We start from the raw sequence: 23893 nt of genomic DNA on the forward strand, positions 1-23893 counted from the left end.
GCCCGTCACCGCCCTTTCAAGGACGCGCTTCGCGCGGCGCCTCTTGCCGTCCCGTCCGCCGTCCACACCGCCCTGGAGTCTTTCCGTGATCACCGCCACCGGCATCGAGCTGCGCGCCGGCGCCCGAGTCCTCATCGAGTCCGCATCCTTCCGTGTCGCCAAGGGCGACCGCATCGGCCTGGTCGGCCGCAACGGAGCGGGCAAGACCACCCTCACCAAGTGCCTGGCCGGCGAGGGCATCCCGGCCGCGGGCACCATCACGCGCTCGGGCGAGGTCGGCTATCTGCCGCAGGACCCGCGCACCGGCGACCTCGACGTGCTCGCGCGTGACCGCGTCCTGTCCGCACGCGGCCTCGACGACGTCCTGCGCAAGATGCGCGAGAACGAAGAGCGCATGGCCAACGGCAAGGGCGCCACGCGCGAGAAGGCGATGAAGAAGTACGAGCGCCTTGAGACGGAATTCCTCACCAAGGGCGGGTACGCCGCCGAGGCCGAGGCCGCCACCATCGCCGCCGCGCTCGGCCTGCCCGACCGGGTGCTCGGCCAGCCGCTGCACACCCTCTCCGGCGGTCAGCGCCGACGCATCGAGCTCGCCCGGATCCTCTTCTCGGACGCCGACACCCTGCTCCTCGACGAGCCGACCAACCACCTCGACGCCGACTCCATCGTGTGGCTGCGCGACTACCTCAAGACGTACCGCGGCGGCTTCATCGTGATCTCCCACGACGTCGACCTCGTCGAGACGGTCGTCAACAAGGTCTTCTATCTGGACGCCAACCGTTCCCAGATCGACGTCTACAACATGGGCTGGAAGCTCTACCAGCAGCAGCGCGAGGCCGACGAGAAGCGCCGCAAGCGCGAGCGCCAGAACGCCGAGAAGAAGGCCGCGGCCCTCAACTCGCAGGCCGACAAGATGCGCGCCAAGGCCACCAAGACCGTCGCCGCGCAGAACATGGCCAAGCGCGCCGAGCGGCTGCTCTCCGGGCTTGAGGCCGTGCGTGTCTCCGACAAGGTCGCCAAGCTGCGCTTCCCCGAGCCCGCGCCCTGCGGCAAGACGCCGCTGACCGCCGAGGGCCTGTCCAAGTCGTACGGCTCGCTCGAAATCTTCACCGACGTCGACCTGGCCATCGACAAGGGCTCACGCGTCGTCATCCTGGGCCTCAACGGCGCCGGCAAGACGACCCTGCTGCGACTGCTCGCCGGGGCCGAGAAGGCGGACACCGGAGAGGTCACCCCGGGGCACGGCCTCAAGATGGGCTACTACGCGCAGGAACACGAGACGCTGGACCCCGACCGCACGGTCCTGGAGAACATGCGCTCCTCCGCGCCGGACCTGGACCTCGTCGAGGTGCGCAAGACGCTCGGCTCGTTCCTCTTCTCGGGCGACGACGTCGACAAGCCCGCCGGAGTCCTCTCCGGCGGTGAGAAGACCAGGCTCGCCCTGGCCACCCTCGTCGTGTCATCCGCCAACGTCCTGCTGCTCGACGAGCCCACCAACAACCTCGACCCGGCGAGCCGCGAGGAGATCCTGGGCGCGCTGCGCACCTACAAGGGCGCCGTCGTCCTGGTCACCCACGACGAGGGCGCCGTCGAGGCGCTGCAGCCGGAGCGGATCATTCTGCTCCCGGACGGCGTCGAGGACCTGTGGGGTCCGGACTACGCGGACCTGGTCGCCCTCGCCTGAGCGTCCTGAGTGTGGTGACCGTCGGTCACGTCCACCGGTGATGCGGCCGTGGCCCCACGCATGATCCATCCGCTGATCCACTTCCCATGGATCATTCGGCTCACGCGTGATCCTCAATCTGAGTGAGTGCGTCTCGTACCCCGGTGTGTCAGGCGCCGGATCAAGGCTCGTCCCCCGTGGGGCGGGCCTTTTTCGGTGTGTGACCCGGAACACAGCGCTGACCTGGCGCTTCGTCTCGACTTTCGGCCGCGGATATGTCCAAGCGCAGGTGGAATGCGCCATTCCGCCCCGCTGGGCCGACGTCCGGAGCCGGAAGGTTGTTGCGCGGACCTTGCCGAATGGGTGGCCAGGAAGCCGGGAAGGGGTGATCATGAGAAGTCCAGAGCGCACTTCCCATGAGGAGGCACGGGTGGCCGAGACTCTGAAGAAGGGCAGCCGGGTAACCGGCGCCGCGCGCGACAAGCTCGCGGCAGACCTGAAGAAGAAGTACGACTCCGGTGCGAGCATCCGGGCGCTGGCCGAGGAAACCGGCCGGTCCTACGGGTTCGTCCACCGGATGCTCAGCGAGTCCGGGGTCACTCTCCGTGGACGCGGTGGAGCGACACGGGGCAAGAAGGCCGCCACGGCCTGACCGGGGCGGCATCGGGCAGCTCTTGTGGCCCACCAGGTCCAGTGGTGGCCACCCGGTCGGCTCAGCGGCCGACCGGGTGGTTACTGTGCAGTCACTTAGCGACCGCCAAGCGGTTGCTCACTGACGGCCACTGACCCGGAGGCGCCCCATGGCTACGCCCGCATCCGCACGCGAAGTATTCGACGAGGACGGTGTTCGGCTCTCCGTCGACGACGCGGTCGCCACGGTGACCCTGACCAATCCGGCCAAGCGCAACGCTCAGTCTCCCGCTCTGTGGCGGGCGTTGACGAACGCCGGACGGTCGCTTCCGGGCAGCGTGCGCGTCGTCGTGCTGCGCGGCGAGGGCAAGTCCTTCTCCGCCGGTCTCGACCGCCAGGCCTTCACCCCCGAAGGCTTCGACGGCGAGCCCTCGTTCCTCGATCTCGCGCGCGGCTCCGACGCGGAGCTCGACGCGGTCATCGCCGAATACCAGGAGGCGTTCACCTGGTGGCGCCGCAACGACATCGTGTCGATCGCGGCCGTCCAGGGACACGCGATCGGTGCCGGCTTCCAGCTCGCCCTCGCCTGCGACCTCCGGGTCGTCGCGCAGGACGTGCAGTTCGCCATGCGCGAGACCAGCCTCGGTCTCGTCCCCGACCTCACCGGCACGCATCCCCTCGTGGGGCTCGTCGGATACGCCCGCGCGCTCGAAATCTGCGCGACGGGACGCTTCGTCGGAGCGGAGGAGGCCGAGCGCGTCGGCCTCGCCAACCTTGCCGTGCCGGCCGATGAACTCGACTCCGCGGTACGGGACTTGGCGGGCGCCCTGCTGGCCGCGCCGCGGGACGCCGTGGTGGAGACGAAGGCGCTGCTGCGGGGCGCGGCCGCGCGGGACTACGAGGAGCAGCGGCTCGCCGAGCGGGCCGCTCAGGCCCGCCGGCTCCGTGACCTGGCGGGGCTCTCGGACTGACCCCGGGCGCCGACCCGGGCCTGCCACCGCGTCCCCACCGGGAGCGGGGCGGGCCGCTCCGGGCCGGCGCGCCCGGTATCCTCGCCCGGCTTCCGGCGGGCGCCTCGGTTCGGAACGCCCGGACCCCGTCAGGAAGGCGTACGGCCGAGTCGCCCCGGATCAGCCCGCCCAGGTGATCAGGACCGCCACCGAATCCGCGTCCGGCGCGGCCCGGCCCACCGCCGTGCGTACCGCTCTCGCGACCTCCAGGGGGTGGTGGGGCGGGGCCGTGGCCACCTCCACGCGGACGTGGCCCTCCGCCGTCTGTACCGGGGGGCCCAGTTCGGCGGTCAGCCGGGCCACGCCCGGCGTGGTGAGCGCGGCGGTCGCCGTCGCCGAGGCCGGCTGGTCCGTGGGCCCGGGCGGGGGACCGCCGTTGGGGGGATCCGGCAGGTCGTCGAGGAGGGCCGTCACCTGGACGTCCACATCCGAGACGACCAGGCCGAGCCGCTCCCGCGCCGCCGTGAACAGGGCCTCCCGCAGCGCCGCCACCAGCTCCGGCAGGGGTCTGCCGCCGAGAGCGACGACCTCTGCCGAGACGCGGAGCGGGCCGGGAGGCAGCGCGGACGGCGGCGGTGGCACCGCCGGTTCGGCCGCGGCCCCGGGGTCGGCCGGGGCGAGGCGCAGGGACGTCACGGCGAGGCCGGGCAGCGCCGCCGCGACGGCGCCGAGTACCGACGTCGCCGCCCGTTCAGTGATCCACACGCCGTCCTCGGGCCCGCCGAGCGCGAGCAGCCGGCCAAGGCCCAGTCGACGACGTACCGCGGCATTCCATCCATCACCGGTCATTCCCCCAGCCTGCCGCATCGCAGGGGCGAGTCGGGGCAACCGCACTTAATGTGGGCATTGGAGTCCAAGGGCGAAGGGACGAACGGTCATGAGCGACACGGAACAGCGCAACCGGCCCGGTGCACCCACGAACGAGTCGACGGGTGCCTCGGCCGAGCAGGTCAAGAAGGCGTCCACCCTCAAGCGGGGCGGCGCCGACCCGGGCGGCAGGGGCCGCACCACGATCGCCGACGGCGTCGTCGAGAAGATCGCCGGGCTCGCGGCCCGGGACGTCGTGGGCGTGCACGCCATGGGCAGTGGCCTTTCCCGCACGTTCGGCGCGGTCAGAGACCGGGTGCCGGGCGGCAAGCCGGCCGTGACCCGCGGGGTCAAGGCCGAGGTGGGCGAGGTGCAGACCGCGCTCGATCTCGAAATCGTCGTCGACTACGGCGTGTCGATCGCCGAGGTGGCCCGTGATGTCCGCGAGAACGTGATCTCCGCGGTGGAGCGGATGACCGGGCTCGAAGTCGTCGAGGTCAACCTCGCGGTCAGCGATGTGAAGCTGCCCGACGACGAGGACGAGGAGCCGGAGTCCCGGCTCCAGTAACTCCGCCGGCCCCACGGGGCCCACTTCACCTTTCGGCGGCCCCCGACGGGCCACGCCCGACCGCACGGTCGGGCAGGAACCCATGGAACTCATGGGACCAAGGAGCTCAGCATGAGTATGGCGGTGGTTGGCCTGATGGCCGGCATGGCGCTCGCCTTCGCCGGATACTTCGGTGGCTTCGGGGCCTTCGTGCTGGTCGCGGCGCTCGGTGCGATCGGATTCGTGGCGGGCCGGTTCCTGGACGGTGACCTCGAACCCGGTGACTTCTTCCGCCCGCGCGACCGCGGCGACCGGCGGCGCTGACCCATGGCGGTGGCCGAACGGATCGAGCCCGCCGAGCGCGGCGCCACCAGGATCGCCGACCGGGTCGTGGCGAAGATCGCCGCGCAGGCGGCGAGGGAGGCGTTGGAGACGGCGCCCGAAGGGGGCGCCCCGCCGCACGCCGCCGTCACCGTGCACCAGGACGTGGCCCGGGTGCGGGTCAGTGTCGAGCTCGGCTACCCCGGCGACCTCGGCGGCCAGTGCCGCGCGGTGCGTCGCCAAGTCGCCGAGCGGGTAAGGGCGTTGGCGGGCATGGAGGTGCCCGAAGTGGCGGTGCAGATCGAGCGTCTGCACACCGCGGACGCGGCCACGGCGAGCCGGGGGAGGATCCGATGAGCCACCCGCACGAAGGCGAAGGCAGCACCCAGCGGCTGCCCGTGATCGAGAAGGGCGACGGACCGTCGCCCGGCGCCGGGCTCGACCAGGCCGCGTCGGGCGCCGTCTACGACCCGGTGCCGGTACTCGCCGACGGCGAGGGCGGCAGGGTGGGCCGATTCTGGTCGGCGCGCCGCATCCCCGCCGGACTGCTCGCCCTGGTGATCCTGGCCGCGGCCGGGTTCCTCCTGTACGACGTCGCATCGGTGCGCGCCCACCGCCCCGCGATGCGCTGGCGCGTCAGGCTCGCCGACTGGCTGGCCGGGCACCCCATGGACGACGTGGCGGTCCTCGCCGGCGCGGGCGCCGTGGCGCTCATCGGTGTCTGGCTGATCGTGCTCGCGCTGACCCCGGGCCTGCGGAGCATCCTGCCGATGCGCAGCCCGTCGCCTGCCGTGCACGCCGGGCTCGACCGGGGCGCGGCGGCGCTCGTGCTGCGCGACCGGGCCATGGAAGTGGCCGGCGTCCAGTCGGCGCGGGTCCGTGTGAGGCGCCGCCGGGTCGTCGTGCGCGCCCTGTCGCACTTTCGTGAACTCGACGACGTACGGGCCGACATGGACGCGGCGCTCGGCGCGGGGATCCGGGAGCTCGGCCTTGCCGGGCCGCCCGGGCTCGCCGTGCGGGTCAGCCGCCCGGCACGGAAGGGCTGAACCATGCTGCGGACGGTCAATCGGGTGGTGCTCGGCCTCGTCGGCCTCGTGCTGTTCCTCGTGGGCGGCGCGGTCCTCGCCGCCGGGCTTGGCCTCGACGTGCCCTCCTGGTGGCCCTGGGGCACCAAGCGCGATGTACTCGTGAGCCGGTCACGCCGGGTCCACTGGCACGACCAGGACTGGTGGTGGCCCGTCGTGATCGCCGTCCTTGCGCTGCTCGTGCTGCTCGCCCTGTGGTGGCTGCTCGCCCAGCTGCGCCGGGCCCGCCTCGCCGAGATCCTGGTGGATTCCGGCGACGGGGAGGGCGCGCTGCTGCGCGGCCGGGCCCTGGAGTCGGTGCTCGAAAGCGAGGCGGAGACCCTGGACGGGGTGGCGCGGGCGAAGGTCGTCCTGGCGGGCAGGCGGACCGCGCCGGCCGCACGGGTGGCCCTGCTCCTTGAGCCGCACGCCCGGCCGGCGGTGGCGCTCGTACGCCTCGACGAGGAGTCGCTGGCCCACGCCAGGACCTCGGCGGGCCTCACGGAGCTGCCTGCCGAGGTCCGGCTGCGGGCGGTCAAACACCGGGCGCGGCGCGTGAGTTGAGGCCCTGAAGGGCGTGGGGCGGGAGCCCGGGCGCAGTCGGCCCCGCCCCCCCCGGTCGCGCCGGTGGACCCCGGGCCCCCGGCCGCGCCGGTCGGAAGCCGTGCCATGCCCCGCCGTCCGCCGGGAGCATGACGCCGGTCAGGAGCCGTGCCGTGCCCCGCCGTCCACCGGGAGCATGACGCCGGTCAGAAGCCGTGCCGTGCCCCGCCGTCCACCGGAAGCATGACGCCGGTCAGATACGAGGCCGCGGGGGAGAGCAGGAAGGCGGCCGTGCGGCCGAACTCCTCGGGCGTGCCGTAGCGGCGCAGCGGAATCCTCGCCTCGTTGGCCGCGCGCGCCGCATCCGCGTCGCCGGACAGCTCGTCGAGCTGACGGACCCGGTCCGTGTCGATGCGGGCCGGAAGCAGCCCCACGACGCGGATGCCGCGCGGGCCCAGCTCGTCGGCGAGCGACTTGGCGAACCCCGCCAGCCCGGGGCGCAGCCCGTTGGAGAGGGTCAGGCCGGGGATCGGTTCGTGCACGGAGCCGGACAGCACGAAGCCGATCACCCCGCCCTCGTCGAGCTCGGCAGCGGCGGCGCGGGCGATCCGGACGGCGCCGAGGAAGACCGATTCGAAGGCGGACCGCCACTGCTCGTCGGTGTTGTCCGCGACGAAGCCCGGCGCCGGGCCGCCCACGCTGATGAGCACCCCGTCGAAGCGCCCGAAGTGGTCGCGCGCGGCGGCGATGAGCCGTGCCGCCGACTCCGGGTCGGCGTTGTCGCAGGCCACCGGCAGCACGCCGGTGCCGAGTCCGGCGGCCGCCCCCTTCAGGGTCGTCTCGTCGCGGCCGGTGACGACCACCTTCGCGCCGTCCGCGACCAGCGCGCGGGCGACGGCGAGGCCGAGACCCCGCGAGGCGCCGGTGACTACGTACACGCGGTCCTTCAGTCCAAGATCCATGCGCCTATCCTGCCTCGTCGCCGCAGTCCGGTTCCATCGCGCAGGCGGTGGCGACCAGGCCGATGTGGCTGAACGCCTGCGGGAAGTTGCCGAGCTGACGCCCGGACACCGGGTCGTACTCCTCGGCGAGCAGCCCCACGTCGTTGCGCAGGGTCAGAAGCCGCTCGAACATCTCCCGTGCCTCCTTGACCCGGCCCGTCAGGCGCAGCGCGTCTGCCATCCAGAACGAGCACACCAGGAAGGTGCCCTCGTCGCCCGGCAGGCCGTCGACGTCCTCGGTCGCGCCGTCGGTGCTGTAGCGACGTACGAACCCGCCCTGGCCGAGCTCGGCGCGGACCGCGTCGACCGTGCCGACCACCCGGGGATCGTCCGCCGGCAGGAAGCCGACCCGGGGGATGAGCAGGGTCGCCGCGTCCAGTTCGGAGGAGCCGTAGGCCTGGGTGAAGGTGTTGCGGACCGGGTCGTAGCCCTTCTCGCACACCTCCGCGTGCACCTCGTCGCGCATCCGCCGCCAGCGCTCCGCGTCGCCGCGCAGTGTCGGCTCCGCCTCCAGGGTGCGCACCGCGCGGTCCGCCGCCACCCAGGCCATCACCTTGGAGTGGACGAAGTGCCGGCGCGGCCCGCGCACCTCCCACAGGCCCTCGTCCGGTTCGCGCCAGCGCTGTTCGAGGAAGCCGAGCAGGCTGAGCTGGATGTTCCAGGCGTGCGACTCGCTCTTGAGGCCCGCACGGCGCGCCAGGTACAGCGAGTCGACGACCTCCCCGTACACATCGAGTTGCAGCTGCTCGACGGCCGCGTTGCCGATCCGTACCGGCGCCGACCCGAAGTGGCCCTTCAGCCAGGGGAGTTCACTCTCGGGGAGCCTGCGCTCGCCGGCGATCCCGTACATGATCTGGAGGTCCGCGGGGTCGCCCGCCACGGCCCGCAGCAGCCAGTCACGCCAGTGGCCGGCCTCCTCCAGGTAGCCGGCCGACAGGAGCGCTTCGAGGGTGAGGGTGGAGTCGCGCAGCCAGCAGTAGCGGTAGTCCCAGTTGCGGATGCCGCCGATCTCCTCGGGCAGCGAGGTGGTGGGCGCGGCCACGATGCCGCCGGTGGGGGCGTAGGTGAGGGCCTTGAGGGTGATCAGGGAGCGCATCACGGCGTCCCGGTAGGGGCCGCGGTAGCGGCAGCGCGCCGACCACTCCCGCCAGTCGGCGAGGGACTGTTCGAGGGATTCGTAGGGGTCGATGAGGTTTGGGCGCGGCTCGTGCGAGGCGTGCCAGGTGAGGACGAACGCGACCTTCTCCCCCTTGTCGACGGTGAAGGACGAGCGCGTACTCAGGTCCTGGCCCCACGTCTTGACCTCGGGCTCGCTGCGCAGCCACGCCGAGTCGGGGCCCGCGACCGCCACGCGGTGTCCGTCCGAACGGCGCATCCAGGGCACCACATGGCCGTGGTCGAAGCGCAGCCGAAGGACGGAGCTGATCTCGACGGTGCCGCTGACACCCTCCACGATGCGCACCACATCGGGCGCCACATCGCGCTGCGGCATGAAGTCGATGACCTTGACCGTGCCGGTGCGGGTCTCCCAGAAGGTCTCCAGGACGAGCGAGTCGTCCAGATAGGCGCGCCGTGAGCACTGCCCCGTGTGTCCTGCCTCGGCGGGGGCGATCCGCCAGTGGCCGTTGTTCTCGTCACCGAGCAGTGCCGCGAAGCAGGCGGCCGAATCGAAGCGGGGCAGGCAGAGCCAGTCGACGGAGCCGTTCCGGCCGACGAGTGCCGCGGTCTGCAGGTCGCCGATGAGGGCGTAGTCCTCGATGCGCTGTGTACGTTGGGTCACGCCAAGGCGTGTTCCCGGCCGGGCAAATTGCTAAGCAGCCGCGTGCTCCGGCGTCATGGCGGGCTCGGCCTCGGCGGCCTCGCGGTCCTGCTTCTCACGGCGTACGAGGATGAACCAGCCGACCGGCACCGCGGCCGAGAACAGCCACCACTGGACGGCGTACGCCATGTGCGGGCCGATGGAGCTGTCGTCGGGGGCGGGAATCAGTTCGGGGGAGTCGCCGGGCGGTTCGGGCGCGGTCTGCTCGATGTATCCGCCGAGCACCGGCCGGCCCAGCGTCTTGGCCTGCTGGGCGCTGCTGATCAGCATGACCTGGCGGGGCGGCAGGCCCTTGACGTCCTTGATGCCGCTGGCCGCGGTCGTCTGGTCGGCCATCAGGCGGCCGGAGATGGTGACCTTGCCGCGGGGCGGCGCGGGGATCTTCGGGAAGTCCGTCTGGTTGCCGTCGTCGGCGATCCAGCCCCGGTTGACCAGCACGGTCGGGCCGTCGTCCAGGACGAACGGGGTGAGCACGTGGTAGCCGACCCGGCCGTCGGCCGCGGTCCTGCGCCGCACGACGACCTCGTGCGCCGTGTCCCAGGTGCCGGTCGCGCTGACCTTGCGCCAGTAGTCCGACCGCGGGACCGTGTGGCCGGGCGAGGTGAGCTCGGTCACCGGGAGCGGCTGCGCCTTCAGGTTGTCGGCGATCAGCGTGTTCTGGGCGACCTTGTGCTCGTGGCGGTGCAGCTGCCAGAAGCCCAGCTCGATCATCGTGGGGATGAGGGCCAGGGCCAGAAGGGTGACGAGCACCCACTGCCGGGACAACAAGAAGCGGTACACCCCATGACCGTACAACTCGGGCCACGGGGTGCGCTGAGTGGGGTGGGAGGAGGAGGGGGCGGGAAGAGGGTCAGACCTTGTCGACGATGCCCGCCTTTCCCTCCGCGCGGGCACAGTGCGCCCCGCAGTACCACGCGCCCTCGACCTCGACCCCCTGGCCGATGATCTGGACCCGGCAGTGTTCACAGATGGGCGCCATGCGGTGGATGGCGCAGGAGAAGCAGTCGAAGACGTGCACCGCGCCCTGCGCGTGCACCTCGAAGGACATCCCGTAGTCGTTTCCGCAGACCTCGCAACGTGCCATGCGCCACAGGGTGAGGGCTGCGCGGCGCGCGCGGTGCGCGCCGCGCCCGGCACTCACCCGTCTGCCGGTTGGGTGCGGCGCGGGCCGGGGCGCCGGGCTCAGCCGTCGGCGGGTGTCACGTCCCGGAGCAACTGGGTGAAGGCGGCCTCGTCCACGACCGGTGTGCCGAACGACTTCGCCTTGACGGTCTTGGAGGTCGCCGAGTCCGGATCGTTGGTGACGAGCAGGCTGGTCAGGCGCGAGACGCTGGTCGCCACGTGCAGCCCCGCCTCGACGGCCCGGTCCTCCAACAACTCGCGGTCGACGGAGGTGTCGCCGGAGAACGCCACCCGCATCCCCTGCTTCAGCGGCCGGTCCGGCTCATAGCGGCCGGGGTTGGGATGGGGGCAGGCGGGGCGCTTGCGCGAGGCCCGCCAGGTGCCCGAGCCGCCACGGTAGGAGGCCTGGTATCCGATGCGGGGGGCCGCGGGTGAGTCCGTCCACTCGGTGAGCGGCCGGCATTCCAGGAGCGGGAGGCGCACTCCGCCGGACGCCGCCGCGTGCAGGCTCGGCCGGAACGCCTCGGCCAGCACCCGCGCGTCGTCGAGCGCGTGGTGCGCGCGCTGCTGCACGACGCCGTAGTGCGCGGCCAGCGACTCCAGTTTGTGATTGGGCAGCGGGAGGGCGAGCTCCTTGGACAGGGCGATGGTGCACAGCCGCTGCTTGACCGGCGCGGTGCGCTCGGCCCGCGCGTACTCGCGCGCGATCATCTGCCAGTCGAAGATGGCGTTGTGCGCGACCAGGACCCGCCCGTCGAGCCGGGCAGCGAACTCCTCGGCGACGTCCGGGAAGAGCGGGGCCCCTTCGAGCACGTCACTTGTCAGCCCGTGGATCCACACCGGGCCGGGGTCGCGCTCGGGGTTGACCAGCGTGTACCAGTGGTCCTCGACGTTGCCCTGCGCGTCGAGCCGGTAGACGGCAGCCGAGATTATCCGGTCGTCTCGGGCGAGGCCGGTGGTCTCCACGTCGACGACCGCGTACCCCGGTGGGTAGGCGGCCGGCCACGTCGCTGCTGTCGTCAGGTCGTCGAGCATGGTCACAGAGAATACGGGTCCGCACTGACAGCGCGGGCCGCGGCCGGGACCACGACGGGCCGCCCCAGGCCCGGCCCCAGCGGCCCGCGCCCCTCAACTGGCGCCCGGATCAGCCGATATGTGCCCCCGCCCGGCCACGCGGAAGCCACCCCCGCGGGTGGCCGGGTGAGCGCCGGCACACACCTCGCGCGCACCGGTGCGGCGGGCGAAGCCCCCGACGCCGAGCCTCCCGCTTCGCCCCTCCCACGTTCCGCGTGCCGCCTTCCACGTGCCGCCTTCCACGTGCCGCCTTCCATGTGCCGCGTCCCGCGTTCCGCGTCCCGCGTTCCGCGTGCCGCCTCCCACGTTCCGCCTCCCACGTTCCGCCTCCCACGTTCCACGTTCCGCCTCCCACGTTCCGCCTCCCACGTTCCGCGTTCCGCCTCCCACGTCACGCTTCCGTGCCCCGCGTCCCGTGCCCCGCGCCCCGCGTCCCGCGTCCCGCTTCCGTGCCCGCGAGCAGTCCCGCCACGAGCGCCCTCACCGAATCGGCGAACAGCCGGTCCTGGTCCACCGGCGCCGCCAGCGCGCGGGCCAGCGCGGGGTCCTGCCCGGCCGCCGCCGGCTGCCACAGTTCCTCCTCCGCCGGGCGCTGGCGCGGAGCGCGCTCCCGGTTCCGCTCGACCAGGACGTACCCCACCACCTGGAACTGGACGGCCCGCACCGCCCGCGCCGCCCGGGCGCCGCGCAGGCCCGCCGCGTGCATCTCGTGGACCAGGGCCTGCTGGGCCGGCAAGAACATCCGCTCGGTCAGGCCGCGTTCGTGCACCATCGCGATGAGATGGGGACGGGCGCGCAGCTCGCGGCGCAGGGCGCGGGCGACCGAGACCACCCGCGCGGCCGGTGTGCGCCCGCGCGGCACGATCTCGCCCAGCTCCTCGACGGTCCGCTCGACCAGCGCGTCCAGAAGGGACTCGCGGTTGCCGACGTGCCAGTAGATCGAGGTGACCGCCGTGCCGAGTTCGGCGGCGAGCCCGCGCATGGTCAGGGCGGCCGGCCCGTGCCGTCTGACCAGCGATCCGGCCGCGACCAGGATCTCCTCCCGGGTGAGCGACACACGCGCCATATCTGATGCCCCCTCAATTCCCGTACCCGCACGGCTCTTTACCCTTCATCGAGCACGGTGTAACTGTGTTACAGGCCCCCGGAGGAGAACAGCCTGAGAAGGGTGGTACGACATGGCACGCGTACGGTACGGGGCGCGCACCGAGGCCGAGATCCAGGCCGCGCGCACCGCGAGTTCCAAGCTCCCCGACATCTGGTCGACCGGCGTGGTGGCGGTCTGGGAGAGCGACCCCGACGCGGTCGCGGCCGTGCTCCCGCCGCCGCTGAAACCCGCCGAACGCCCGCTGGTGCGGGCCAACATCAGCAAGGTCGACCTGCCCGGCTACCCGCTCGGCGCCGGCTCGGTCGCGGTCGCCGCCGTGCATGACGGGCAGGAGGGCTGGTATCCGCTGGTCATGCCGATGACCCACGAGCGGGCCCTGATCGGCGGGCGCGAGGTGTTCGGCGAGCCGAAGAAGCTCGGCGAGGTGGTCGTCGAACGCGACGGCCTGGTCGTACGGGCCTCGCTCGCCCGGCACGGCATCGCCTTCGTCGAGGTGCGGGGCGCCGTGGACGGCCCGCTGCCGCTGCCCGGGCCCACGCGGAAGACCGACTTCTACTTCAAGTTCCTGCCCGCCGTCGACGGCGATGGCTTCGACGCAGGACCCGTCCTCGTGCACTGCGTACGCAACGAGAAGGTGCGCACGCTGGAGAAGATCACCGGCGATGTGGTGCTGCGCGAGTCGATGTACGACCCCGTGGCCGATCTGCCGGTGCGCCGCGTCGTCGAGATCACCATCGGCGAGAAGACCACCGACCAGAAGGGCACCGTGGCCGAACGGGTCAGCGCCCAGGCCCTGTTGCCGTACATCCACCAGCGCTACGACGACGCCCGGCAGATCCTGGACGGGCCGCCCGAGGGGAGCGTCTGAGCATGGAGCTGAGGCAGGGGCAGGTCGCCGTCGTCACCGGCGCGGCGAGCGGGATCGGGCTCGCGATGGCCCGGCGGTTCGCCGCGGAGGGCCTGAAGGTCGTCCTCGCCGACGTCGAGGAGGGCGCCCTGGAGAAGGCGGCCGGGCAGCTGCGCGAGGACGGGGCGCGGGTGCTCGCCCGTACCGTCGACGTCAGCGAGCGGGAGTCCGTGACGGCGCTCGCCGACGCCGCGTACGACACCTTCGGCGCCGTGCACGTGCTCTGCAACAACGCGGGCGTCGGCTCAGGCGCCGAGGGCCGGATGTGGGAGCACGAGGTCAACGACTGGAAGTGGGCCTTCGCGGTCAACGTGTGGGGCGTCTTCCACGGCATCCAGGCCTTCGTGCCCCGCATGATCGCGGGCGGCGAGCCGGGCCGGGTCGTCAACACCTCCTCCGGGGACGGCGGAATCGCCCCGTTGCCGACCGCGTCCGTGTACGCCGTCACCAAGTCGGCGGTGGTCACGATGACCGAGTCCCTGTACGCCCACCTCAAGGCGGAACGGGTCCCGGTCGGCGCCTCGGTGCTCTTTCCCGGACCGCACATGCTGCGCACCGGACTGTGGGAGTCGCACCGCAACCGGCCCGAGCGGTACGCCAAGGAGCGGCCGCGCAGGACCCCCTACCGCAGCCTCGACCAGTGGGAGTCGGCCATGAAGGCGGCGGGCCGGGAGATCGAGTTCACCCCGGTCGAGGACGTGGCCGCGGAGGTCGTCGACGGGATCCGCGCCGACCGGTTCTGGATGCTCCCGGCGAGCGAGCACAGCGACCGGCAGATCCGGGCGCGTTCGACGTCGATGCTCGACCGGGCGAACCCGGCGTATTTGGAGAGCTTCATTCTGGACTGACGAGGGACGTGCGATGACAGCACAGAACGCAGCGCGGAACGCGGCACAGGCCACGGCACGGAACGCGGCACAGGACACGGCACAGAACGCAGCACAGGACACGGCACAGAACGCAGCACAGGACACGGCGCGGAACGCGCAGAAAAAAGCAGCGGGAGAAGCAGCGCGGGAAACAGCCCGAACCGCGCAGAACGACCCGTACCTGATCGTCTCCTCCGACTGCCACGCCGGGCTCCCCACCGAGGAGTACCGGCCCTATCTGGACGCCCGCTTCCACCGGGAGTTCGACGTGTTCCTCGCGGGGCGCGACCGCCGCCGCGAGGAGATGACCCGGCTCGGCGTACGCAACGAGGCCTTCGCCGACCGCTGGTTCAGCGACAACGAGGAAGGGCTGCGCGGCGGTTGGGACCCGGCGCAGCGCATCAAGGAACTCGACGGGGACGGAGTGGCCGGCGAGGTCGTCTTCCCCGACGCGGACGCCGTCGACAGCCGCACCGCAGCCCCCTTCGGGGTCGGCCTTGGTCTCTCCGGCGACCAGGACCCCGACCTCGGCATGGCAGGCGCGCAGGCACACAACCGCTGGCTCGCCGAGTTCGTCGGCCACCACCCCGAACGGCACTGCGGGGTGGCCCTGTTGCCCGTCACGGGCGAGGTCGACCGGGTCGTCGCCGAGATCCACCGGGCAAAGGAGTCCGGGCTCGGCGCGCTGATGATCCCCTCGATGTGGGTGGACAAGGCGCCCTATCACGACCGTCGCTACGACCCGGTGTGGGCGGCGGCCGCCGAGACCGGCATGCCGCTGGTGACCCACTCGGGCGCGGCCCCGCGTCACGAGTACGGCGATCACCTGGGCATCTACGTCTCCGAGGTGACGTGGTGGCCCGCGCGCCCGCTCTGGTTCCTGCTGTGGTCCGGCGTCTTCGAACGGCACCCAGGGCTCACGTTCGGGGTGGCGGAGTCGGGCTGCTGGTGGCTGCCGAACCTGCTGTGGTTCATGGACCGGCTCTATCTCGGCGCGCACGGCGGCAAGAAGCTCTCGCCGTTCGCCGAGCTGAAGCGCCCGCCGAGCGAGTACCTGGACCGGCAGATCTTCATCTGCGCCACCAACACCAAGCGCCGCGAACTGGCCCAGCGCTACGAGATCGGCGTCGACAACATCCTGTGGGGCTCCGACTTCCCGCACCCGGAGGGCACCTGGCCCAACACCCGTGAGTGGCTGCGCACCACCTTCCACGACATCCCGGTGAGCGAGACCCGGCGGATGCTCGGCCTCGCGGCGGCGGAGGTCTTCGGCTTCGACACCGCCAAGCTCGCACCGCTCGCCCGCCGGATCGGGCCGACCCCCGCCGAACTCGGCCAGCCCGACGACCAGGTGGCGGTCGAGGCGTCCTGGGCGCGCTCGCGCGAGGTGGGCCGGCACTGGCTGACCGAACACGACTTCCCGGCCCTGGGGGTAACACGATGAACGAGCGCTACACGGTCATCTCGGCGGACTGTCACGCCGGGGCCGATCTCCTGGACTACCGGCCCTACCTGGAGTCGAAGTACCACGACGCCTTTGACGCGTGGGCCGCCACCTACGTCAATCCGTACGAGGACCTGATGGCCGACACGGCCGACCGCAACTGGAACTCGGCCCGCCGGCTGGCCGAGCTGGAGGCGGACGGCATCGTCGCGGAAGTCCTCTTCCCCAACACGATCCCGCCGTTCTTCCCGTCCGCCTCCCTCATGGCGCCCGCCCCCACACGCGAGGAGTTCGAGCAGCGCTGGGCGGGCCTGCGCGCGCACAACCGCTGGCTCGCCGACTTCTGTTCCGAGGCGCCGGGACGCCGGGCGGGCGTCGCGCAGATCCTCCTCAACGACGTGGACGAGGCGGTGCGCGAGATCCGCCGGGCCAAGGACGCGGGCCTGACCGGTGGCATCCTGCTGCCGGGCGTCCCGCCGGGCTCGGGGGTCCCCGAGCTCTACTCCGCCGTCTACGACCCGATCTGGGCGGTCTGCGCCGAGCTCGGCGTGCCGGTCAACCACCACGGCGGGTCCGCATCCCCGCCGCTCGGGGAGGAGCCGGCCGCGCGGGCGGTGTTCATGGTGGAGACGACGTGGTTCTCGCACCGGGCGCTGTGGCACCTGATATTCGGCGGGGTCTTCACCCGCCACCCGGACCTCGACCTCGTGCTCACCGAGCAGGGTTCGGGCTGGATCCCCGGCGTCCTCGACATGCTGGACTACTACCACGGGCGGCTGGTCGCGGCCGCGACGAAGGCGTCCACGGCGGAGTCCAAGTTCGGCGCGGGGCTTGCCGATTCGATGGGCAAGGGGCCCTCGCAGGTGTGGCGGGACAACTGCTTCGTCGGCGCGAGCTTCATGCGGCCGCACGAGGTGCCGCTACGGGACCGTATCGGCCTCGACAAGATCATGTGGGGCAGCGACTACCCGCACGACGAGGGCACCACGCCCTTCTCGCGGGAGGGCCTGCGGATCGCGTACGCGGGTGTGCCGAGCGAGGAGGTCGCGGCGATGACCGGGGGCAACGCGGCCCGTGTCTACGGCTTCGACCTGCCGTTCCTGGACGGGATCGCGGCCCGGGTCGGCCCCACGGTGGCGGAGATCGCCGAGCCGCTGAAGGAGATACCGGCCGAGGCGTCGAGCCCCGCGTTCGCGCTCGGTGGGTCGGTGCGCGTGTGGTGAGGGCCGGGTGAGACCCTGCCCCGCATGAGCTCATCCGACCAGCACGACGAGGCGCACAACGGGGCGCTCGGCTCGCGGCTCAACTGGCTGCGGGCCGCGGTCCTGGGCGCCAACGACGGCATCGTCTCCACCGCGGGCCTCGTCGTGGGCGTGGCCGGCGCGACCGACGACCGCTCGGCCCTCCTGACGGCGGGCCTGGCAGGACTGCTGGCCGGCTCCATGTCCATGGCGGCCGGCGAGTACGTCTCGGTCTCCACCCAGCGTGACTCCGAGAAGGCCGCGCTCGCCATGGAGCGCCGCGAACTGAAGGAGTCGCCGGAGGCCGAACTGGCCGAGCTCACCAGCCTGTTGGCGCAGCGCGGGCTCAGCGAGGAGGTGGCCCGGGAGGCGGCGGTCCAGCTCACCGAACGCGACGCGCTGCGCGCGCACGCCGCCGTCGAGCTGGGCATCGACCCCGACGAACTCACCAACCCCTGGCACGCGGCATGGGCCAGCTTCCTCGCCTTCACGGCGGGCGCGCTGCTCCCCCTCCTCGCGATCGTGCTGCCCCCGTCGCCGGTCCGCCTGTATGTGACGGTCGGCTCGGTCCTGGCCGCGCTCGCCCTCACCGGCTGGTGGAGCGCCCGCCTGGGCTCGGCCCCGGCGAACCGCGCGGTCCTGCGGAATGTGGGCGGGGGCGCGGTGGCGATGGCGGTCACTTACGGGGCGGGGGTGCTGTTGGGGGCGGTGGGGGTGTGAGGGTCAGTACCGTTCCAGACGGTTGGGCGGGATGAGGTCGGCGCCTTGGACTTCCGTACCGCTGTACCGGATGTGAAGTTGGTGCAGATGGATGAGGGGGCTCAAGTCGATCCGGCCCGTGCAGTTATGAAGCGCCAAATACCGCAGATCCGGCAGCTCGCGCAAGATAGCCAGGCCGGCGTCCAGGCGGCAGTTGAGCAGGTGGAGGCCGATCAGCCCGTGGTGCTGGATCAATGTGGCCGGGGCGAAAGTTGGACAGTCACAGATCTGCAGGGTGCGCAGCTTAGGCAGGGTGGAGCGATGGGCCAGTTCCCCGGCCTGAAGGCCACCCGTGACGGTCAGGTTGTGGAGGTCCGGCCAGCGCTCCAGACCGCTCAGGCTGATCCTCTCCGATCCCCGGAATAGCCCCAGGGTGAGGAGGCCGTCCGGAGCCGGGAGGTCGGCAAGCCGCCGGGTCTCACCCGGGATCCCCAGGGTGAGGGACTGCAGTCGGTCGAGTCCGGCCAGAGGGGTCAGGCATAGGTCCGGCGAGAGCGCGGTCAGGCCGAGGTCGCGGAGGGAGGGCAGGTCGCGGACCGGTGTGAGATCCGTGACGGCCGGACAATTGCTGAGTGCCAGGCGTTTCAAAGAGCTGAGCTGACGCAAGGGGGCCAGGTCATCGACGACGCCGTTCGCATAGAGGTTCAAAGCGGTCAGGCTTCGACGGGTGAGAATGATCTCCGGCAGTGCACGGTCGCCCTCTAGATTGATCATCCGTACTTCGCGCAGCCGGCTTAGCTGTGCCAGCTGCTCCTCGGTGCGTACGGTGAGATACGTGGTGTCCCACCCAGAGGGTGGATTCAGCACCTCTGTTACGTACTCGGCTGCGTCGAACTTGCTCCATGACATGGCGCATTGCACCCGCACCTTCGGCCGCTCATCCTCCCGGAACCGCCTGATCACCCCCAGCGCCGTATCCCCGCCGATCAGCCCAGCCGTCCGCACCACACAGGCCGCCTCGTCCTCGGACAACCCTTCCGGCCCCGGCAGCAGCTCAAGCACCAGCGGCCCCACCTTGGCCAGGGCCTCCGCCTCGTCCCAGGTGCGCGGGGGCATCAACTCCCGGGCCCGCTCCTCCACCTCGGCCCGCACCAGTGGATCCAGCTCCGGGGCGTGCTCCAGGCTGGCCGCGGCCAACAGCACCAAACGATGCCGAAGCCGCGGCGCGTGATCGGCGCGGCGCATCAACTGCCGCAGCAGACGCGCGCGTTCGTCCACCCGCGCATGCCCCACTGCCATCCGCACCACGTCGTCCCACGTGTCGTCGTGCGCGTTGCGCACAAGGACCCCGAAGTCCCGCTCATCCACCGCCGCCTTCGCGCCCAGGTAGTCCTGGAAGGTGCGGTGCACGAAGCCCACCGAGCCCGGCACCGGCTCGCGCAGCAGCCCGCTGCGGATCAGCAGGTGCGCGAAGACCTGGTCCGGCTCGCCCGTCACCTGCGGCATCGCGCCGAGCCACCCCGCCACCATCGACGCGGCCTCGCCTCGGCCCGCCTCCGTGAGCCCGTTGCGGATCAGCCAGTACGCGAGGCGTTGCAGCAGGGCCGTCTGTTCGTCCCGGGTGAGGGCGACCCCCTCGACGCCGGTGATCTCGCGCTCCGTGTCGCGGCGTACGAGCAGCATGTCGAGCGCCGCGTCATACAACTCCTTTCGCGCGCGCGGAAGTTGCATGCGGCGATCCCGGTTCAGGGCGCACAGGAGCGCGCACATCAGCGGGTTGGTGGCGAGCCGCCCCAGATCGCGCCGGGAGCTCACCGCGGTGAGGAGCGACTGCTCGTAGGAGTCCAGGCGGGCCAGCTCCTCGGCGTCCGGGCAGGCCAGTCGCGCAGATTGGTGCCAGTGCGCCACGAACGCGCGCACGTCGTCCCGCTCCATCGGAAGCAGCGAGTGCGCCACGAAGCCGCGGCCCGCCAGCCAGTCCTCCGGCACCGCCGACGGCCGCGTCGTCACCACGTACCGGGCCTGAGGGAAAGCGGTGACCAGCGACTTCAGCCACGCCTCCGTGCGAGCCCGCAGCCGCATCGGCACCTCGTCCACGCCGTCCACCAGGACCAGGGCCCGCCCCTCGGTCAGGAGCGACTCGGCCCAGCCGGGCGCGGGGGCCAGCGGCACTCCGGCCGCCCGCAGGAAGTCCTCCGGCATCGGCAGGGACTCGGCCGCGGTGAAGGCCCGCAGCCGCAGCACGAAGGGAACACACCTGTTCCAGTCGGCCAGTCCGGGGCCGAAGGTCCGGCGGGCCGCGTTCAGGGCCAGCCACTGCACCAGCGTGGACTTGCCCGAGCCCGCCGGGCCGCGCAGCAGCAGCCGGTCCGTGCCGGCCAGCGCCTGCTCGACGCTCACCGTGGTGAGCTGGGCGTCGGGGAGACCCACCGCCTGGCGTGGCTCGCCGCTGACGGCCAGGCTGATGTACGCCGTGTCCAGCGGCCACTCGCCCGCCGAGCGCCCGAGGGTCAGGCCGAACAGTTCCAGGCGGCTGTGCGTCCGCGCCACGTACCGCGCGTACGTCTCCTCGAAGGCGAGAGCGGCCGCCTCGGGGCGCGGGCCCACCCGGTCGCGTAGGTCCTCGATGAGCTCGCGCGCAGCCTCGGCAGACCTGGCCTGCTCCACCGCCGCCCGCGCCGCGAAGGAGGGATGCGCCGTGAGCTGTTCCAGGACGTGCGCGCAGCACAGGGTCAGGAGCTCCTCATAGAGGGCCTCGCCGGGGCCCGGGTGCGGGCGGCGTACCTCGGCGGCCAGCCGCTCCGGGGCCAGGCCCAGGGAGAAGAGCCGGTCCGCGTCGAGCGCGCCGGCGGCCGCGAAGCCGTCCCGCACCGCGTAAAGGGCCGCCGTGCGCTCGTGCTCGGGGAGTCGCGCGTAAGCCTCCTCCAGGCGCTGTCCCAGGACCCTCGCGAGGCGGTCCGGCGACGCCGGCTTCGGTAGCGGGCGCAACGGCCCGGCGACCAGGCCCGCACCCGGCTTCGGGGCCAGGACGGACTTCGCGAGCGTCGACATGACCGTGCTCGCGAGGCGTACGACCACAACTTCCATGCCTGACACCGCAGTTGTCTCCCCCCAGAGCGCACCAGTGCCGGCGATCGTACGCCGCGCGCCGAGCGCCGATTGGTGGAACTCACCAAAGGCTGCTGACAACACGTCTCGCATACTTGTGGGTAACAACATCTAGCCGGACCTGCCACCGCGCCCCTACGGTGCAGGCATGTCGCCGAACCTGCCCGATGTCGTGCTGTGGTCGATACCCGCCTTCGTGCTGCTGACCGTCGTCGAGATGGTGAGCTACCGCCTCCATCCGGACGAGGACGCCACCGGGTACGAGTCGAAGGACGCCGCCACCAGCGTCGGCATGGGGCTCGGCAGTCTGGTCTTCGACGCGCTGTGGAAGATTCCCATCGTCGCGATCTATGCGGCGGTCTACGCCCTGACCCCGCTCAGCATCCCCGTGCTGTGGTGGACCGTGCCGCTGATGCTGCTCGGGCAGGATTTCTTCTACTACTGGTCGCACCGCGGCCACCACGTCATCCGGATCCTGTGGGCCTGCCACGTGGTGCACCACTCCAGCCGCAGGTTCAACCTCACCACCGCACTGCGCCAGCCCTGGACGACCTGGACCGTATGGCCCTTCTACGTGCCGCTGATCGCGCTCGGCGTGCACCCGGCCGTCCTCGCGTTCTGTTCGTCGGCCAACCTCGTCTACCAGTTCTGGGTGCACACCGAGCGGGTCGGCAAGCTGCCCCGGCCGTTCGAGTTCGTCTTCAACACGCCTTCGCACCACCGGGTGCACCACGCCTCGCAGGGCGGCTACCTGGACCGCAACTTCGGCGGAATCCTGATCATCTGGGACCGGATGTTCGGCTCGTTCACCGTCGAGACCGAGCGGCCCGTGTTCGGGCTCACCAAGAACATCTCCACGTTCAACCCGCTGCGCGTCGCCACCCACGAGTACGCCGCCATCGCCCGCGACGTGCGGGCCGCGAGCACCTGGCGCGAGCGGGCCGGGCGGGTCTTCGGCGGGCCGGGCTGGCAGCCGCGGCCCGCGGTGCGAGCGACCACCGGGGCCGCCGCCGAGCCGGTCACGGAGCCCGCCGCCGCGCCCGCCAACGTGGCGGAGCGCGCGGTATGACACGTCCCGGCGCGGACGCCGTCCCGCCCGGGACGGACCCGGGCGAGGCGTCACCCCCGGCCCCGACCCCGGGCCCGGCGGGGGCCCCTGGCGCAACCCCGGCCCCGGCCCCGGCCGCAACCCGCATACGGCACGCCGCCGTGATCACCCCGCTTCTCGTCGCCTTCGCGCTCGCCTGTCTTCTCGACCTCGTCGCGCTCCTCGCCGGCTGGCGCACCGGGCACCTGATCGCCAAGCCGCTGCTCATGCCGCTGCTCGCCGGGCACGTGTACGCGCGGGGCGGCCGCCCGCTGCTCATCGGCGCGCTCCTGTGCGGCTGGGGCGGCGACGTGTTCCTGCTCTCGGACGCCGACGCCGCGTTCCTGCTCGGCATGGGCTGCTTCGCCGCCGGGCACGTCTGCTACCTCGTGCTGTTCGGGCGCGGCAGGACGCATCCCTGGCTCGGCGCCGCGTACGGGATCGCCCTGGCCGCCACCGTCGCCGCGCTCTGGACCGACCTGCCGGGCGGGCTGCGGATCCCGGTCGCCGGATACAGCCTGCTGCTCACCGCGATGGCCTACCGCTCCTCCCGGCTCGGCCCGCTCGTCGGTCTGGGCGGCGCGCTGTTCCTGCTCTCCGACACCCTCATCGCCACCGGCGTCGCGGACTGGCCGCAGCCCCCGCGCCCCGACTTCTGGATCATGCTGACCTACGTCGCAGCGCAGGCGCTGCTCGCACAGGCGTACCGTGAGGAGTCCCGAACCACCCGAACCACCCGTGTCACCCGAACCACCCCCTGACCGGCAAGGACCTGCACCATGCGCGCGACCGTCATCCACGCCCCCCACGACATCCGGGTGGAGGAGGTGCCGGACCCGAAGGTCCAGGTGTCCACCGACGCGGTCGTCCGTGTCCTGCGCGCCTGCATCTGCGGCAGCGACCTGTGGGCCTACCGCGGCGAGTCCGCGCGCAAGCCGGGGCAGCGGATCGGGCACGAGTTCCTGGGCGTCGTCGAGGAAGCCGGGTCCGAGGTGCGGGGTCTGCGCAAGGGCGACCTCGTCGTCGCCCCCTTCGTCTGGTCCGACGGCACCTGCGACTTCTGCTCCGAAGGCCTGACCACCTCCTGCCCGCAGGGCGGCTTCTGGGGTTCGGTCGGCTCCGACGGCGGTCAGGGCGAAGCGGTGCGTGTGCCGTTCGCCGACGGCACCCTGGTCAAGCTGCCCGCCGATGCCGCATCCGACGACCACCTGCTGACCGCGCTGCTCGCGCTGTCCGACGTCATGGGCACCGGCCACCACGCGGCTATCGGGGCCGGCGTCAAGCGCGGGTCGACCGTCGCCGTCGTCGGTGACGGCGCCGTCGGCCTGTGCGGGGTGCTCGCGGCCAAGCGGCTCGGCGCCGACCGGATCATCGCGCTCGGCCGTCACCCGGCACGTACCGACATCGCGAAGCTCTTCGGCGCCACCGACGTCGTCGCCGAACGCGGCGAGGCCGCCGTGGACGCGGTGCGCTCGCTGACCCGGGGCCACGGGGCGCACGCCGTCATCGAGGCCGTCGGCACCGAGCAGTCCATGCGCACCGCGGTCGACATCACGCGTGACGGCGGCGCCATCGGCTACGTCGGCGTCCCGCACGGCAGCGGCACCGGCCTCGACCTCGGCGTCATGTTCGACCGGAACATCGCACTGCGCGGCGGCGTCGCCCCCGTCCGCACCTACATCCCCGAACTGCTCGCCGACATTCTCGACGGCACCATCGACCCGTCCCCGGTCTTCGACCTCACGGTCGGCATCGACGGCGTGCCCGACGGGTACCGCGCGATGGACGAGCGCACCGCCCTGAAGGTCCTCGTCAAGCCGTAGCACGCA

General features: G+C 72.1%; 24 protein-coding genes. 16 read left to right on the forward strand and 8 right to left on the reverse strand.

Annotated features, from left to right (window positions below):
* The first annotated feature begins 85 nt into the window (after positions 1-85).
* The 3 genes from ACGFW5_RS29935 to ACGFW5_RS29945 all read left to right on the forward strand — a co-directional run bounded on the left by ACGFW5_RS29935 (position 86) and on the right by ACGFW5_RS29945 (position 3264).
* Entirely contained in the window at positions 86-1684 is a 1599-nt protein-coding gene (locus tag ACGFW5_RS29935) for an ABC-F family ATP-binding cassette domain-containing protein (protein ID WP_393837438.1), read from the forward strand.
* A gap of 409 nt (positions 1685-2093) precedes the next feature.
* The gene (locus tag ACGFW5_RS29940; protein WP_018518904.1) at positions 2094-2315 is read left to right on the forward strand and encodes a helix-turn-helix domain-containing protein; all 222 of its coding nucleotides are present in this window, start codon (positions 2094-2096) and stop codon (positions 2313-2315) included.
* A gap of 148 nt (positions 2316-2463) precedes the next feature.
* Positions 2464-3264: an enoyl-CoA hydratase/isomerase family protein gene (locus ACGFW5_RS29945; RefSeq protein WP_393837439.1), complete on the forward strand. Its 801-nt coding sequence runs from the start codon at positions 2464-2466 to the stop codon at positions 3262-3264.
* 159 nt (positions 3265-3423) lie between these two features.
* Here ACGFW5_RS29945 and ACGFW5_RS29950 read toward each other — a convergent pair whose 3' ends face one another.
* Positions 3424-4092: a hypothetical protein gene (locus ACGFW5_RS29950; protein WP_393837440.1), complete on the reverse strand. Its 669-nt coding sequence runs from the start codon at positions 4090-4092 to the stop codon at positions 3424-3426.
* An 88-nt stretch (positions 4093-4180) separates the two neighbouring features.
* On the opposite strand from ACGFW5_RS29950, the gene ACGFW5_RS29955 reads away from it, so the two are divergent.
* From ACGFW5_RS29955 to amaP, 5 genes are all read left to right on the forward strand, one after another.
* Positions 4181-4678: an Asp23/Gls24 family envelope stress response protein gene (locus ACGFW5_RS29955; protein WP_393837441.1), complete on the forward strand. Its 498-nt coding sequence runs from the start codon at positions 4181-4183 to the stop codon at positions 4676-4678.
* Positions 4679-4789: 111 nt separating this feature from the next.
* Entirely contained in the window at positions 4790-4981 is a 192-nt protein-coding gene (locus tag ACGFW5_RS29960; RefSeq protein WP_393837442.1) for a hypothetical protein, read from the forward strand.
* 3 nt (positions 4982-4984) lie between these two features.
* Positions 4985-5335 carry an iron-sulfur cluster assembly protein gene (locus tag ACGFW5_RS29965; RefSeq protein WP_393837443.1) on the forward strand — a complete coding sequence of 117 codons (351 nt, stop codon included), beginning with the start codon at positions 4985-4987 and terminating at the stop codon, positions 5333-5335.
* The gene (locus ACGFW5_RS29970; RefSeq protein ID WP_393837444.1) at positions 5332-6024 is read left to right on the forward strand and encodes a DUF6286 domain-containing protein; all 693 of its coding nucleotides are present in this window, start codon (positions 5332-5334) and stop codon (positions 6022-6024) included. The genes ACGFW5_RS29965 and ACGFW5_RS29970 overlap by 4 nt, the downstream gene beginning before the upstream one ends.
* Positions 6025-6027: 3 nt before the next feature.
* On the forward strand, positions 6028-6606 hold the full coding sequence (gene amaP, locus ACGFW5_RS29975) for an alkaline shock response membrane anchor protein AmaP (RefSeq protein ID WP_393837445.1): 579 nt from the start codon (positions 6028-6030) through the stop codon (positions 6604-6606).
* Positions 6607-6791: 185 nt separating this feature from the next.
* Here amaP and ACGFW5_RS29980 read toward each other — a convergent pair whose 3' ends face one another.
* From ACGFW5_RS29980 to ACGFW5_RS30005, 6 genes are all read right to left on the reverse strand, one after another.
* Positions 6792-7547, reverse strand: coding sequence for an SDR family oxidoreductase (locus tag ACGFW5_RS29980; RefSeq protein WP_393837446.1), 756 nt, complete (start codon positions 7545-7547; stop codon positions 6792-6794).
* 4 nt (positions 7548-7551) lie between these two features.
* Positions 7552-9366, reverse strand: a complete 1815-nt coding sequence (locus ACGFW5_RS29985; protein WP_393837447.1) for a glycoside hydrolase family 15 protein — start codon at positions 9364-9366, stop codon at positions 7552-7554.
* Positions 9367-9396: 30 nt separating this feature from the next.
* On the reverse strand, positions 9397-10185 hold the full coding sequence (locus tag ACGFW5_RS29990) for an SURF1 family protein (RefSeq protein WP_393837448.1): 789 nt from the start codon (positions 10183-10185) through the stop codon (positions 9397-9399).
* A 70-nt stretch (positions 10186-10255) separates the two neighbouring features.
* On the reverse strand, positions 10256-10489 hold the full coding sequence (locus ACGFW5_RS29995) for a hypothetical protein (protein ID WP_114036065.1): 234 nt from the start codon (positions 10487-10489) through the stop codon (positions 10256-10258).
* 98 nt (positions 10490-10587) lie between these two features.
* Positions 10588-11568, reverse strand: coding sequence for a DEDDh family exonuclease (locus ACGFW5_RS30000; protein ID WP_393837449.1), 981 nt, complete (start codon positions 11566-11568; stop codon positions 10588-10590).
* Positions 11569-11992: 424 nt separating this feature from the next.
* Positions 11993-12667, reverse strand: a complete 675-nt coding sequence (locus ACGFW5_RS30005) for a TetR/AcrR family transcriptional regulator (protein ID WP_393837450.1) — start codon at positions 12665-12667, stop codon at positions 11993-11995.
* Between the two features lie 112 nt (positions 12668-12779).
* Here ACGFW5_RS30005 and ACGFW5_RS30010 point away from each other — a divergent pair, with 112 nt between their 5' ends.
* The 5 genes from ACGFW5_RS30010 to ACGFW5_RS30030 are packed head-to-tail and all read left to right on the forward strand — an operon-like array spanning position 12780 to position 17890.
* Positions 12780-13577 carry an acetoacetate decarboxylase family protein gene (locus ACGFW5_RS30010; protein ID WP_393837451.1) on the forward strand — a complete coding sequence of 266 codons (798 nt, stop codon included), beginning with the start codon at positions 12780-12782 and terminating at the stop codon, positions 13575-13577.
* A gap of 2 nt (positions 13578-13579) precedes the next feature.
* Positions 13580-14464, forward strand: a complete 885-nt coding sequence (locus ACGFW5_RS30015; RefSeq protein WP_393837452.1) for an SDR family NAD(P)-dependent oxidoreductase — start codon at positions 13580-13582, stop codon at positions 14462-14464.
* Between the two features lie 13 nt (positions 14465-14477).
* Entirely contained in the window at positions 14478-15929 is a 1452-nt protein-coding gene (locus tag ACGFW5_RS30020) for an amidohydrolase family protein (protein WP_393837453.1), read from the forward strand.
* Entirely contained in the window at positions 15926-17152 is a 1227-nt protein-coding gene (locus ACGFW5_RS30025; RefSeq protein WP_393837454.1) for an amidohydrolase family protein, read from the forward strand. Before ACGFW5_RS30020 ends, ACGFW5_RS30025 begins: the two co-directional genes overlap by 4 nt.
* Positions 17153-17176: 24 nt before the next feature.
* Positions 17177-17890, forward strand: a complete 714-nt coding sequence (locus tag ACGFW5_RS30030; protein ID WP_393837455.1) for a VIT family protein — start codon at positions 17177-17179, stop codon at positions 17888-17890.
* A gap of 3 nt (positions 17891-17893) precedes the next feature.
* Here the strand turns inward: ACGFW5_RS30030 and ACGFW5_RS30035 are convergent, their stop codons facing one another.
* Complete coding sequence (locus ACGFW5_RS30035; RefSeq protein WP_393837456.1) at positions 17894-20956, reverse strand: NACHT domain-containing protein; 3063 nt, start codon at positions 20954-20956, stop codon at positions 17894-17896.
* Between the two features lie 169 nt (positions 20957-21125).
* Between ACGFW5_RS30035 and ACGFW5_RS30040 the strand changes: the two genes are divergently transcribed.
* The 3 genes from ACGFW5_RS30040 to ACGFW5_RS30050 all read left to right on the forward strand — a co-directional run bounded on the left by ACGFW5_RS30040 (position 21126) and on the right by ACGFW5_RS30050 (position 23887).
* Positions 21126-22046, forward strand: a complete 921-nt coding sequence (locus ACGFW5_RS30040; RefSeq protein WP_393837457.1) for a sterol desaturase family protein — start codon at positions 21126-21128, stop codon at positions 22044-22046.
* A 143-nt stretch (positions 22047-22189) separates the two neighbouring features.
* Positions 22190-22825 (forward strand): lysoplasmalogenase, encoded by a 636-nt coding sequence (locus ACGFW5_RS30045; RefSeq protein ID WP_393837479.1) that lies wholly within the window; start codon positions 22190-22192, stop codon positions 22823-22825.
* 18 nt (positions 22826-22843) lie between these two features.
* Positions 22844-23887, forward strand: a complete 1044-nt coding sequence (locus tag ACGFW5_RS30050; protein WP_393837458.1) for a zinc-dependent alcohol dehydrogenase family protein — start codon at positions 22844-22846, stop codon at positions 23885-23887.
* Positions 23888-23893 lie beyond the last annotated feature (6 nt).

Source organism: Streptomyces sp. NPDC048416, assembly GCF_043200435.1.
Lineage (GTDB): Bacteria > Actinomycetota > Actinomycetes > Streptomycetales > Streptomycetaceae > Streptomyces.